Source organism: Microbaculum mangrovi (assembly GCF_051390635.1).
Taxonomy (GTDB): domain Bacteria; phylum Pseudomonadota; class Alphaproteobacteria; order Rhizobiales; family Tepidamorphaceae; genus Microbaculum.
This window is the reverse complement of the sequence record NZ_JBPODT010000003.1, coordinates 176,170-189,345: the sequence shown is the minus strand read 5'-3', so window position 1 is coordinate 189,345 and position 13,176 is coordinate 176,170. Positions and strand designations below refer to the sequence as shown.

At 62.3% G+C, this 13,176-nt stretch carries 12 protein-coding genes and 1 tRNA gene; 6 read left to right on the top strand and 7 right to left on the bottom strand.

The window, feature by feature from the left end; genetic code table 11:
* Positions 1–5 precede the first annotated feature (5 nt).
* A complete protein-coding gene (locus tag ACSF9G_RS13625) occupies positions 6–2,573 on the bottom strand; it encodes a ligase-associated DNA damage response DEXH box helicase (RefSeq protein WP_436642494.1) in 2,568 nt (855 codons plus the stop codon).
* 112 nt (positions 2,574–2,685) lie between these two features.
* Positions 2,686–3,681, bottom strand: coding sequence for a radical SAM protein (locus ACSF9G_RS13620; RefSeq protein WP_436642492.1), 996 nt, complete (start codon positions 3,679–3,681; stop codon positions 2,686–2,688).
* 177 nt (positions 3,682–3,858) lie between these two features.
* On the opposite strand from ACSF9G_RS13620, the gene ACSF9G_RS13615 reads away from it, so the two are divergent.
* A tRNA-Gly gene (locus ACSF9G_RS13615) sits at positions 3,859–3,933 on the top strand.
* An 86-nt stretch (positions 3,934–4,019) separates the two neighbouring features.
* On the opposite strand, the gene ACSF9G_RS13610 is transcribed toward ACSF9G_RS13615, so the two are convergent.
* The 5 genes from ACSF9G_RS13610 to ACSF9G_RS13590 all read right to left on the bottom strand — a co-directional run bounded on the left by ACSF9G_RS13610 (position 4,020) and on the right by ACSF9G_RS13590 (position 8,620).
* Positions 4,020–5,246 (bottom strand): site-specific integrase, encoded by a 1,227-nt coding sequence (locus ACSF9G_RS13610; RefSeq protein WP_436642490.1) that lies wholly within the window; start codon positions 5,244–5,246, stop codon positions 4,020–4,022.
* Positions 5,233–5,493, bottom strand: coding sequence for a hypothetical protein (locus ACSF9G_RS13605; RefSeq protein WP_436642488.1), 261 nt, complete (start codon positions 5,491–5,493; stop codon positions 5,233–5,235). The genes ACSF9G_RS13610 and ACSF9G_RS13605 overlap by 14 nt, the downstream gene beginning before the upstream one ends.
* 149 nt (positions 5,494–5,642) lie before the next feature.
* On the bottom strand, positions 5,643–7,490 hold the full coding sequence (locus tag ACSF9G_RS13600; RefSeq protein ID WP_436642486.1) for a prohead protease/major capsid protein fusion protein: 1,848 nt from the start codon (positions 7,488–7,490) through the stop codon (positions 5,643–5,645).
* Positions 7,491–7,509: 19 nt separating this feature from the next.
* Complete coding sequence (locus ACSF9G_RS13595; RefSeq protein ID WP_436642484.1) at positions 7,510–8,013, bottom strand: hypothetical protein; 504 nt, start codon at positions 8,011–8,013, stop codon at positions 7,510–7,512.
* 139 nt (positions 8,014–8,152) lie between these two features.
* Positions 8,153–8,620 (bottom strand): hypothetical protein, encoded by a 468-nt coding sequence (locus ACSF9G_RS13590; RefSeq protein WP_436642483.1) that lies wholly within the window; start codon positions 8,618–8,620, stop codon positions 8,153–8,155.
* Between the two features lie 64 nt (positions 8,621–8,684).
* On the opposite strand from ACSF9G_RS13590, the gene ACSF9G_RS13585 reads away from it, so the two are divergent.
* The 5 genes from ACSF9G_RS13585 to ACSF9G_RS13565 all read left to right on the top strand — a co-directional run bounded on the left by ACSF9G_RS13585 (position 8,685) and on the right by ACSF9G_RS13565 (position 12,924).
* Positions 8,685–8,933, top strand: a complete 249-nt coding sequence (locus ACSF9G_RS13585; RefSeq protein ID WP_436642481.1) for a helix-turn-helix domain-containing protein — start codon at positions 8,685–8,687, stop codon at positions 8,931–8,933.
* Between the two features lie 53 nt (positions 8,934–8,986).
* Entirely contained in the window at positions 8,987–9,868 is an 882-nt protein-coding gene (locus tag ACSF9G_RS13580) for a hypothetical protein (protein ID WP_436642479.1), read from the top strand.
* A 156-nt stretch (positions 9,869–10,024) separates the two neighbouring features.
* Positions 10,025–10,786 (top strand): hypothetical protein, encoded by a 762-nt coding sequence (locus ACSF9G_RS13575; RefSeq protein WP_436642477.1) that lies wholly within the window; start codon positions 10,025–10,027, stop codon positions 10,784–10,786.
* Between the two features lie 199 nt (positions 10,787–10,985).
* Complete coding sequence (locus ACSF9G_RS13570; protein WP_436642475.1) at positions 10,986–11,474, top strand: hypothetical protein; 489 nt, start codon at positions 10,986–10,988, stop codon at positions 11,472–11,474.
* 97 nt (positions 11,475–11,571) lie between these two features.
* Positions 11,572–12,924, top strand: coding sequence for an AlbA family DNA-binding domain-containing protein (locus ACSF9G_RS13565; protein ID WP_436642473.1), 1,353 nt, complete (start codon positions 11,572–11,574; stop codon positions 12,922–12,924).
* Positions 12,925–13,176: the final 252 nt, after the last annotated feature.

The following is a 13,176-nucleotide window of genomic DNA, read 5'->3' as shown; positions in this document are numbered from 1 at the left end:
CCTTCTCAGCGCAGCGGCCTGACGGCGGCCTCGCCCATCGCCTCGGCGATGAGCGCGTCGGCGGCCTCGGCGAGCAGGCTTTCGTCGGCTTCGCCGTGCACCGGCTCCTTGCCGATCTCCAGAAGCACCGGCACGGCGAGCGGCGACACCCGGTCGAGCGCCTGGTGGACGATCCTGCCGCGCGTGCGCCGCAGCATGTCGCCCACACGGGCGACATCGAGCAGGCCCGTGGCCGCGTCGGCGCGGGTCGCCTGCAGCAGGACGTGGTCGGGCTCGTGGCTCATCAGCACGTCGTAGATCAGGTCGGAAGACACGGTCATCTGGCGGCCGGTCTTCTCCTTGCCGGGATGGCGCCGTTCGATCAGCCCCGAAATGGTGGCGCAGGTGCGGAAAGTGCGCTTCATCAGGCTCGATTCGGCGAGCCAGGCCTCCAGATCGTCGCCGAGCATGTCCTGGTCGAACAGGTCGGCGAGCGATAGCCGGCCCATCCGGATCATGGCGGCGATATCGCCCAGGCCCCAGACGGCGAGCGCGTATTCCGAGGCGACGAAGCCGAGCGGGCGGGCGCGCATGCGCTCCAGCCGGCGCGTCAGCAGCATGCCGAGCGTCTGGTGGGCAAGCCTGCCCTCGAAGGGATAGCAGACGAGATAGAAGCGCGATCCGCGCGGAAAGGTCTCGACCAAAAGCTGGTCGCGGCGCGGAATGACCGAGCGCAGCTTCTGCACCCCGAGCCATTCGCCGACCTCGCCGGGCAGCCGGCGCCACAGCCGTTCATCGGCCAGGATCGCGCGCACCCGGTCGGCGAGATAGGTCGACAGCGGGAACTTGCCGCCCTGATAGGAGGGCACCTTGGCGTCCTCGTTGACGGCGCGGGATACGTAGACCTCGGTCTCGCGCAGACCTTCCAGCCGCAGGATGTGGCCGGCGAAGACGAAGGTGTCGCCGGGCGCGAGCTGGTCGACGAACCATTCCTCGATCTCGCCGAGCATGCGCCCGCCGGCGAGCGCCCTGGAGCGGCCACCCCGGACCAGCCGGACCTTCAGCATCGGCGCCTCGACGATGGTGCCGACATTGAGCCGGTACTGCTGGGCGACCGTAGGGTTGGAGACGCGCCATCTGCCTTCCGGGGTCCTGCGGATGCGGGCGTAGCGCTCGTAGGTCTTCAGCGCGTAGCCGCCGGTGGCGACGAAATCGACGACGCGGTCGAAGGTCGCGCGATCGAGATCGGCATAGGCCGCCGTGCCGGTCACTTCCCGGTAGAGAGCATCGGCATCGAACGGCGCGGCGACGGCGGAGCCGAGCACGTGCTGGGCCAGCACGTCGAGCGCGCCGGTGCGCGGCGGCGGCGAGTCCTGAGCGTTCTCGGCGAGCGCCTCCAGCGCCGCCTCGCATTCCATCACCTCGAAGCGGTTGGCGGGCACCAGCAGGGCCTTGGACGGCTCGTCGAGGCGGTGGTTGGCGCGGCCGATGCGCTGGGCCAGCCGGCTCGCGCCCTTCGGCGCGCCGACATTGACCACGAGATCGATGTCGCCCCAGTCGACGCCGAGATCCAGCGTGGAGGTGCAGACCACCGCCTTGAGCGCGCCGGCGACCATCGCCGCCTCGACCTTGCGGCGCTGGCCGACGTCGAGGGAACCGTGATGCAGCGCGATGGCGAGCCCGTCCTCGTTGATGCGCCACAGTTCCTGGAACAGCATCTCGGCCTGGCTGCGGGTGTTGACGAAGACGAGCGTCGTCTGATGCGCGCGGATCGCCTCATAGATCGCGCCGAGCGCGTAGCGGGCCGAATGCCCGGCCCAGGGCACCCGCTCCTTCGGCGCCAGGATCGCGACGTCGGCGGCGACGCCGCTCTCGACGACGACGAGATCGGCGACGGCGGTATCGGCGTGGGCGGTATCCGCATTGGGGCCGTCCGACTGATCCATCGGCCAGCGGGCGAGCGCCTGTGGGTCGGCGACGGTCGCCGACAGGCCGACGACGCGCAGGCCCGGCGCCAGCGACCGCAGCCGGGCGATCCCCAGCGCCAGCAGATCGCCGCGCTTGGAGGTGACCAGGGCATGCAGCTCGTCGAGCACGATCGTCTTCAGGTTGGCGAACAGCGTCGGCGCCTCGCGACTGGCGATCAGCAGGGCGATCTGCTCGGGCGTCGTCATCAGCATCTGCGGCGGGTCGTAGCGCTGGCGCTGGCGCTTCGATTGCGGCGTGTCGCCGGTGCGGGTCTCGACGCGGATGTCGAGACCCATCTCGGCGATCGGCGTCTCGAGGTTTCGGGCGACGTCGACGGCGAGCGCCTTCAGTGGCGAGATGTAGAGCGTGTGCAGCGGCGAGGCGCGGCTGGCCGCCGTGCCGGGCTTGTGCCGCGGCGTCGCCGCCAGCGCGACCAGGCTCGGCAGGAAACCGGCGAGCGTCTTGCCCGCCCCGGTCGGCGCGATCAGCAGGGCCGACCGGCCGGCGCGGGCCTTGGCGAGCAGGGCGAGCTGATGCGGCCGCGGCACCCAGCCGCGCGCGGCGAACCAGCCGGCGAAGGGCTCGGGCAGGAGATCGAGGTCGGCGATCGGCTCGGTAACGCTCACGAAAACAGAGGTAGCGCCGCAAATCCGCCGCGTCTATCGCGGGGTCGGCCGGGGCGCGCGAAATCCGCCCCCGGGGGCGGGAAATCCTGAATGGACGCCACCTCGCGCCCGGTCATTCCGGCGCGCAGGAGCCGCCGCCGAGGACGCAGAATTTGGCACAGTGCGGGTGGCAGAGCTTGACGGCGCCGCGCGAGAACATGCCGCCATCCGCGGCGAGCGACTCGGCCAGCGTCGCGCCCATCTCGAAGGCGTCGTCGTAGGGCAGCAGCGTGCAGGGCAGGACGGTGGGCGCGGCGGCGCCCCGGCGCTTCACCACCATGCGGCTCGTCGCGCACATCATGGCGTTCGGCGACAGGCCGAGAATGCCCCAGCAGGCGGTGGTGATCTCGGGCACGTCGACGCGGGCGTCCATCTCCGGGAAGATGACGAGGGCGGCGCGGTCGTCGGCGTCGATCGGCCAGCCGCGTTCGGCGAACAGCGCCGCGTAGCCCGCCCGCGCGACCGGCTCGGGCTCGCCCCAGACGGAGCGGCCGGCGATCGCGACCGAGAAGCCGTTTTCCGCGAGCCAGTCGAGGCCGGTGAGCGTCTTGTCGAAGGTCTTGGCGCCGCGCTCCTGCTCGTGCAGTTCGGCGGTGTAGTGATCGAGGCTGACGCGCATCACCAGCCTGTCGCCGTAGGCCTGGCGCAGACGCACGAGGCCGGCGCTGACCGACGGGCGCTGCATCGGCTGCATGGCGTTGGTCAGCACCAGCGCGCGAAAGCCGCGCGACAAGGCAACCTCCAGCATCTCCAGCATGTCGGGATTCATGAAGGGCTCGCCGCCGGTGAAGCCGATTTCCGCGGTGGGTAGGCCCAGTTCGGCGATCTCGTCGAGGTAGGCGCGCGCCTCCACCGCGGTGACGTAGGCGAGGCGGTCGTTGGTCGGGCTCGATTCGATGTAGCAGTTGACGCAGGTGATGTTGCACAGCGTGCCGGTGTTGATCCACAGCGTGTCGAGGCGCTGGAGCGCGACGCTCGCCCGCGCCTCGCCCCTGGCGGTGATGTCGGGATCGCGGAATTTCCGCGAATCGAGGGCGACGAAGCGCTTTTCGAAGGTCAGGTCGTTCATGGCCGATCCGGGCGGATTTCTCTGCGATTGCGGGCCAAAACGTAGCAGAAAGAACCGGTTTCGCCATCCAGAGGCCATTCAAGCGCGTTCACGTTCGCTTGTTTCGCCAATCTCTCCACTGTCGCGCGACCAAAGGCCTTGACAGATCTCGCCCCGTACGGATGTTCTGTGCGCGTTGCGGGCGTAGTTCAGTGGTAGAACGTCAGCTTCCCAAGCTGAATGTCGTCGGTTCGATCCCGATCGCCCGCTCCAATTTTCCTTAAAGCGAACAACGGGTTGACGCCCTACCGCTAATCTACGCGTTCCCCAACGTTCCCCATCGCGTTCCCTATTCCAGTTCACTCATCGTTCCGCGCCTTGCGATGCGCCGCGCGAAGCTCTGCGATTCGACGCGCCTTTCCGAGCGCGCCACGGCTGTAACGCGCCGTCGTGGAGGCCTGTGCATGGCCCACCGCACCGCGTATCTCGTCAAGCGCCGCGCCGGCGTCTTCGGCCTCGGTAATGGCCCCTGCCCGCGCGTCCATGTTCCATACCGTGTCCGGGATGCCGGCCGCCCGCGCGACGACGCGCCACTCGCGCCCATAGGCCCATTCCGCGTAGGGCCGGCCCGCCATCTCGTCGACGATCAGCGCCCCCACCCGCTGCTCCGCAGGGATCTGCTCCAGCAGCTCGGTTACAAGCGGACACAAGGCCAAGTCGACGGCGATCAGCGAACCGGTCTTCGTCGTCGCCTTACGAAGCACCAGGTCGTCGCTGATATCCGCCCATGTCAGGCCGTTCACCCAGCGCCGGCCACGCATCACGATTCCGGTGGCCGGTTCGCCAGCGGCGATCGGTTCCCATTCGCCGATCACGTCACGCTGTCGCATGCCCGTCTCGAACTGCAGCGCAGTGCCGAGTGCCAACGACAGTCGGCCCGCCTCGAGTGCGGCGGGGATGAATGCCCGGACATGAGACAGTTCGAGTCGTGCCCGTCGCCGCGCCGGCTGCTTGAACCGCGCCTCGTCGAGGATTGCTTTAAGGCGCGCGCATTCCGGCAGCTCGGACATGATGCCGTAGGACATCAGCAGCCGAAGCAACTTGATCAGCCCGTGCGCCCGGCGCACCCGCTCCGGCCCGCCCGCTGTCGCCGGCTTCTTCGCCTCGTCATACCAGCGGCGGAAATCGCCGTGCCGCAGCGCCGACAGCGAGCGCTTACCGAACGCCCTTTCGAGGATCGCCAGCGAGGGGTCATAGTCGTTGCGGCGCGTGGTCCACTTCGCGGCTTTGTAGGGGCTCGCCGGGTCCGTCTGGTAGAGCCGTATCAGGCTCGCCAGTGTCCCGTCGAAACGCGAATAGTCCTGCTTCTTTCCGGCCGCCCAGGCGAGCATTTCCGCCTGATAGCGGCGGCAGGCGGCGGCGATGAGCGCGTGACCGTCCGGTGTAGTGCTGTCGTAGTGAAGGCGAACCGTCTTCGGCGTGTAGCCTTTCCGCACCAGGTCGGCACGGGCAACCCACATGTGACGGACTGTGCCGTCCTTGTTTCGCCGAGCCTTGTAGCCCGGCGCGTCGTCATCGAAGGGCATCGAGATTTTCCTCTCCATCTGGATTGAAAGCCTCGATGCTAGCGAGACCGTATCGGCGCTTCCAATAGGCCTCGACGGCGGGCCAGAACCGGCCGCCCATGATCGGGTCAATCCGGGGCAGTCCGTCGCGCTCCAAGACAGTTGCCTTGTCCGGCCATTCCGCCGGCGCCTGGCTTAGCCGTCGCGCGATCTCGGCCTCGCAGGGAAAGAGGCCCTGATTGCGAACGGGATCGATTTTGCGCGACATACCGGGAGCGCCCTAGGTGCTGACAAAACGGTTGCGGTCTCGCCTCCTCACTCCGGAGCATTTCAGACACGGGGCAGGTGAGGAGGCTTGTTCCCGAGACGGACCGCGCGCCACGTTTCGTTCCCCGCGCCTGATACCTAATCGGCAGGCTATTCGCCCGGATTCGAATACCAGCTCCGCCAGTCGACGAAACCGCCGCCGAAGTCGAGCCGAACGCGGAACCGGACACCATCGACATCGAAGCCGGCTTCGGTATCGATCTGCGGTCCGGGATCGCCCTCCAGGTAAGCGTACTCCAAGCCGTCAATCACGCCGGGATCGGCCACGACGTACCACCGGGTCGCGTCCGTGAAGCGCGGCTCCACGATCAGCTCCAGGCGGCCGCTGAACGGATTGACGTCATCGACCTTGGCGGCCGCGATAGAGGCGAGGACCTGCTCGCCGATGGTCTCCAGCTCAGCGGGGACGAGCAGATACTTGGGCGGCACCGAAATCAATTCGCCCTGCAGCCCGGTCTGCTTCCGCATCGCCTGGCGGGCCACCGTCAAGGTGGTCACTGACACGACCGCACCGGAAGCGGCGAGGTTGCCATGATCGGCGTGGAACAACGCCTTGCCGTCGCTCATCGCGGCGTTCGCCTTCACGAGATCGGCAAGGAAATTGTTTTCGAACGCGAGTGCGGCGCGGCCCATTTCGCGCGGGACGCGATCGAACGCGGCGAGATCATCGTTTACGAGCGCCTGCCGGGTGATGCCGAAGATCTTGCCGAAGGTATCGATCTTGTAGCTCTCACCGCTCTCGTTGAACGTGCCGTGTTTAAACTCGCCGTGTTCGTTGACTTTCTCGAGGCTCGGCCCACCGGAGAGCTGCAGCTTTGTTTTTTTCCGGAAATCTCTAGCGGTCGTCTGTCGAGCGACCATTCGCACACCAGAGGTCGGCACGTCGTATGCGGCTCGGAGCGTCCGGTTCACCGTATCGGCGAGCACCAATGGAAAGTCGCTTGTGGTGTGCAGACCGCGGGTGACGAGTTCAGCCGTCGAAAGACCGCGCGTGCTGTGTCCGCCGAACGCAAGGCACTGTCGAGCGAGTTCGGGGACCGTGAGCCTGGCGAATTCCCGCGCCGGATCGCTGAGCGAGTGGCGCGGCGCGATCCGCTGATAGAGCGCTTCACCCATTGCGGCGGCACGGAACTCGGGATTGTCGAAGCTTGCGCCGCCGCCGCCGACTTCGACATGCGGGAACGTCATATGCTCTTCCGAGCGCTTTGCCAGATGGTCGAGGATCGCCTCCTTGAAGGGTCCCTCGTCCTTGTCCTTGTGGCGGTTGTAGAACTTGTTGGTGAGACCGTAGCGCTGCACCAGCGCCCGCCTTTCGGTCTCGCCGAAGGTCCGCGTCTCCTGCTCGCGCGTCGGCGTCGCCGGCGGCGGAGCCTCGATGGTGGCAGTCTCGATTTCGTCGGGATCCATGGATGTCTCCTTTGACCGGACATGCGCGCCCGGATCGGCTGCCACCGACACGGCGCTGACTTCGTAAAGGTGGATTTGGCGGGCGATGCGGACTTCCCGTTCGCCTGCATTCGCCGGCGGTATGCGCTCCCACTCGCCGACCTCGTAGCCGAAGCTGATCGCGACACCGACTCCGGCGACGAGGTCGCGGACTAGCTGCTTGGCGGCCTGGCTATCGCCGAGCTTGATCTTCGCCCGGACGTTCTGCGGCCCGACCGTGACCGCGAGTACGCGGCCGAGCTTCGCGCCCGGATTGAACATGTTATGACCGGCGAGGAACGGGACGCCGGCCGGTGAACCGACCCGGGTCAGGTCCCAATTGCTGGCCTCGCGGGAAAGCCGCTCGATGTAGCCGTATCGGCGCACGTCGGCGAAGGTCGAAACCACCGCGTCCAGCGTGCGGGTTTCCTCGTCCCAACTCAGTCCGCCGGCGGGCGCGCGGCGCACCATCAGGTCGGATTGATTCGCGTCGATCGCGCGCTGCAGCATCATTGCGCCTCCGTGGGGTCGTTCAACGCTTTGAAGCCCCTTCCTTGCCGTCGCGGTCGAGCCGTGACAGCTCGACCAAGAGCGAGAGCCGAGGCCGAAGGGCTTCCGCAACCTGACGGCAATCGAGCGCGATCCAGCCTGGAACGCTGTATTGGGTCGCGTTCTCCAGCTTTTCGAACAGTTCGATTTGGAGATCTTTGCCCATTGGCCACGCAGCGATAAACGGCAGGTCGCGATATCGGCGATCGAGATCTGTAAGATCGTCATCTCCCTTGAGATGTGCCCAGACGAACTGCGTAGCGTACCGGCCGAGCTTGATGGCGAAGTCCAAGTCGGCAACCAGACGCGAGGAGGCCAACAGGTGGGCAATCGCGAGGGCGGCTATGTCTCCATAACCATATCCCCACCGCCCGTTTGGCCGGAGCTGCCCGATCTCCTCCAACAGGCCACGGAAACGCCAATCCCGTAGAGACGCGGCGCTGACGCCAGTGTGGTGAGCAACTTCTCTTGGATCGAATAGCCGCACGGCGCCTAACTCCGTTGTATTTAACGTTTATATATCATTGCACAATACAACGGTCAATAAATTTGCTGCGCGGTTGGCAATCCACGCTCACTGGAGCCCCCCCCCCCCACATCGCAAGCGCCGCTCCGAACATCGACCCTCACATGCCGTCCTCGCGCTCGCACTGGTCGCCGACATCCTCCTCCAGGTCTCGGTCGTCGCCGATCGCCCAATGCGGCTGGAACCAGTTCCCCACGCAGCCCAGGCTCGGTTCACGGTCTGGGTCCGGCTCGTGACCGTCGTGCTCGTCTTCTCGATCGTCGTCGGCTCCGCCGGCCCAGGCCTTCAGAAACCCGTGCTCCAGGCTACCGAGACTCGGCTCCCGCTCGTCGCCGTCAGGCTCGTGGTCCTCGTCCAGCTCGCGCGGGTCGGTGTCCTCGTCGACATCGCTGTCCTCAGCGTCGGCATCGCCGTCGACCTCGTCGAGGAACAACGTCATTGACTCGACGAAATTGAGCGCATCTTGAACGGCCGCTTCGAGCAGCCGCCGCAGCGCCGGCGTGATCGCCAGGAACTCGGTCAGGTGATCGGAGACAAGGGTCTCCCGTTCGCGGACATGGGTATTCATGCGCGGCCTCGTATGGTAGACGATCAACAGTTTATGTTGATACAACTACGGAGCAGGAGCAACAGTGTCAACAGAAAATGTTGATTTCCCGATCACCCCAGCTCAATGCCGCGCGGCGCGAGCACTGGTAGACCTCACTCAACCGCAGCTCGCCGCTGCAGCGTCCCTAGGCCTTTCCACGGTGGTTGACTTTGAAAAGAGCCGCCGCGCCGTTTCATCCGATGCGGCGAAGGCGATCCGGAATGCGCTCGAAGCTGCCGGCGTCGAGTTCATTGAGGAAAACGGCGGTGGGCCGGGGGTGCGCTTGAAGTAAGCTTACTGTTTGAGGATCTTTTAGTCACAAAATTGAAAGTTATCTGACGCGCGATGGACAAGCATTTTGACAGGGGCGTTGTGGTTCGCGCGTACGCGGCCCATGGATGCTACTGGCGCCAATCTCTGCTACTCTCAGATTCAATTTACTATGCCAGCCCTCAACTTGTTTTTACGGCCTGTCGTTTCGACCTTAGAGAGCGTTCACAAGGCCCATATAGCGAATTTGACAACCCGCTCGTAGAAGAGTTCCGACTACTAGCTGCATTGGTGCTTTCTGTTGGTCACGATAGGGGCTTGGTTATTCCTCAGCCGTTGCCATGGGCTTTGCGACTTCCAAAAATGCAAGACCTTATCGAACCAAACGCGATCAATGACCTCAAGAATCGCGTCGTTGACGAGCTCTCGAGAGAGCCCTCTTCAAAAATCGGTGCCTACCACGCGGCTGGCACAGTGGGCACTGACTATTCATTCCGACAAGACGCCGCGCCCTTGGAAATTCAGCAACGCATCTTCGAATCGATTGACATGAGCGATCACCTAATGACCAGGGGATTGCGAACCCTACTTCGGTCGTCGATGTTAAGCAGACACCCCCTTCATGCCGAGGAGGCAATTTACCCCCTCCATGTCGCGATGGACGCATCATTTGCCCTTTTTCGTCGACGCTTGGCGGCCGCCGGCAAACCGGATGCAACCGCTTATGACGTCGGGGCTGAATTCGAGTCTGTCTTTGGTGAACCGAGAAGCGACAAACGATATTTTGAGGACTACTACACTGACCGCATTATGGCGCAGCACCCTGAAAGCCGATACGGAGTTTCCCGTTATGTCCCCGGGACATACGGAGAGCTTATGTGGCTCTTCAAAGGCCTTCGAGAGGTGTACCGCTTTTTTCTTCTTAAAGAAGCTATAGACCCTCAAGAAAAACATTAGTTTATTTGCGATTTGCACCTAAGCCTGTAAAATGCGTCTTGGTCTATACGATCCAATTAAGGGGGAAGCCGTAATGAGCGACGCGCTTCCAAACGGATTGGCGCCGACCGCATTACCATCCGGCAGATCATTGTGACTTTGTCGTACGGAAATTGAATGCAGAACAGAACACCCGACGACAACGAAACCCCACCTGGCTCGGCTTTAATCGATGAGGTATACCGAATTTTGTCGGGCATCGAAGAAGATATCCAACAGCTTGAATTACACGCGCCGCGAGAAAAGGTCGATATATTTATTGCGCCAAATCTCATTGATGCTTACGAATTGCTTGATGAATTCGAATTCGAGAACCGTTTTGGGCTATCGACTAACGACTTGTCCAAGTACCAGCGCATGCAAGGTGAAGTGTCGAGAGACGTCCTCCTTCAATTCGCTCATCGCGCCATCTCTCTGTTACGGGAGTTTGAAGGAACGATCGTCCGCGAAACATCTATTCAATATCCAGAAAGTGCAAACGAACAAAATCTGGAACCGGAAAAATCTCCCGCACCTCCGTATGTAGACATCCTCCCCGTAGCGTGGGTTTCTATTAATAGAAGGTCCAACGCTCAGCTAATTGGAAAAATTTCAGAGCTATTAGACGAAGCTATCACTTTAGCAAAAAGCACCAATCTACCCCCAGAACAACGCGCACTCTCCGATATTGAGCGGGCGCAACTTATCACACTTCTCGATACCGCATTGAATCTTTTAAAATCGCCGCTTGTGGAGAAGGGCCTTCTCGAACGGTTAAAGAGCGCCGCTGGCAAGGGCGCGGAAGCCGTAGTTTCAAAGAAGACGGAGCTTGCGCTCGGGTACGGCTTGGGTCGAATTGTAGAGCTGCTCGGAGATTTCCTTATGAGCCTTGGAGATTAGTTCGCAGTAGTCGATCCACACATACGGGCCGCGCGATCAGGTGATTATACTCCCGATAGTCGATAACAAGACCGTCCAGGCCTGCGAATCTCGCGATGCCGGCGTGCCCATCTCTATCGTCGCCGAGGAGCATTGGGTTGTGTATCTCTAACTAGAGTGCGCACTGTTTGCGCGTCCAACTGAATGCAATGCTAGAAAAATGCTTGGCTTCTTAGCTGAACCGAAGAGCTGGAACGTGTTGGGACTTTTCCTTGCCTTTGGAGGTGCCATCTTATTGGTGCTCCCATGGCACACTATCCTCCTTAGAGTTCAACTGCGACGAAATGAGATTGATCGCCGGCGATTATTGAAACACGCGGAAGTGATGGAGCAAAAATATGACGAGGCGTTTGGCGGCGGCGACTACTACTCACCCGCGCGAGTACAGGGGCACATGTGGGTTCAGAAGCCTACTTCCGCTGCAATAGACAAGGCCCACCAATTTGTTCGGCGGAGTTTTAATCTGCCCGAACTCCCGATACGGCGCGAACCGGGAGGTATGGACAAGGCGGCAATCGAACTGAGTTTCGATGAAATCGCACATGTGATTCGCCGCCGCGCCAACAGCGAACCGCGCGATCTACGAGGGATCGCCGCTTGGTTGCTTCTTCTCGGTTTTCTTCTGCAATTGATAGGTGCCGTGCTCTAGCGTTTCACTGTCTCAAATCCGGCATCGTTCGTGGCGGATTAGCAGGCTACTGCTACAGAGAGCGGGAAGCACTTGTCGTTCGGAAACGAGATAGTCAATGGCTTTGCACAATACCAATCTCGATGAGCTTGTAAGCGAGCCGCGCGAATCGCTCGACATCGAAGTTAAAGAGTGGCTCGACCTAGTGGACAATGAAAATAGAGCGGCATTAGCGAAGGAGGTTATCGCACTCGCCAATCACGGCGGAGGCTACATCGTCATTGGATTTGCCGAGCAGCCCGACGGTACCTTCATTGCGGCGACACCTCGCCCCCCAACGCTTGACGCTTGGTCACAGGATGCGATCCAGTCGATCATCGCGAAGTATCTCGATCCGCTCGTGCAGTGTCAGGTAACTCACCGGACTGCGCCGGGTAAGAGCGACCGCTTTCCCATAATCGCTGTCCCCGGCGGCCATAGAGTTCCCATACGCGCCAAGGCCGGTGGGCCGGACGGTAAGCGATTAATCGCGCATCGCACGTATATACGCCGGGCAGGGCCCAATAGCGAAGAACCGCGCACCGCAGAAGAGTGGGACCGGCTGCTTGAGCGTTGCCTGCAGAATCGGAGGACGGAATTGCTCGACGCCATGCGTTCAATCATGGAGGGGGTCCTGCCCGTGGCGGGCAATACAACTCCATCGCGGCTCGATCAGTTATTGGCGTTTGAAGATCAAGCGGCGAATCGCTGGACTGAGCTGACTGCTCCCCTTGAGGAAGATGCACCGCCGCGACTATTGCAGGGCTATTACGACGTAGGATTCGCGATCGACGGCACGTTCAACAATGCCTCTCTCGCAGAACTGCGGAGGATTATTCAGCAGGAAGTACGCAATCATTCAGGCTGGCCGCCCTTCGTAACCCTATCGCGCACTCCCTACACCCCGAAAGCGATCGACGGCGCCGTCGAGTTCTGGAGGGGGCCGGAGCCCGACGGCAGCTATGACGTACCCGCACACCATGACTTTTGGCGTATCTCGCCGGACGGCTTTCTCTTTACCCGACGCGGCTATAACGAAGATGGTGGCGTACAAGGCAAAGTGCCAGGGACTACTTTTGATATCACCACGCCGACTTGGCGACTTGGCGAGGCCATACTTGAGGCGAGCTATATTGCCCGGGCGATCGGTGCATCAGAAGCCAATCTTATCTGCCACGCGCGCTGGATGGGGCTCGCCGGCAGAAGACTTGTTTCAATTGGCAATCCAAATCGATTCATATTCGAAGACAGAACTGCCGCCCAAAATGAATTCGAGGCCACCGAAACCGTTGCTCTCGCGGCGCTTCCAGACTCCCTTCCCGAAGTGGTCTTTTCGATGCTGTATTCCCTCTACCAGCTTTTCGATTTTTTTGAGCTGCCCAAACGGCTAGTCGATGAAGAGCTAGCGGAGATGCGCAAGCATCAGTACTAGGTATTGTTGGCTCGCCGGAACGCGCATTTGCGCGTCTCACCGAATGGTCCGATGACGGGCTTCGTGTAAACACGCAGATTACCAACCGAGCGCCACTTGAGGCTAAACTGTGCGCCACCCGTGCAACACGTGTGACCCGTGTACCGTTTGCACGGTGATCAACTGGCGAACATTCAGGCGCAGTGTGCCCGTAGGAGAGGCGGCCGTTGGGAAGGACCCAACCAAGGGGCCCCACCGCGCTGGCCGTTCTGT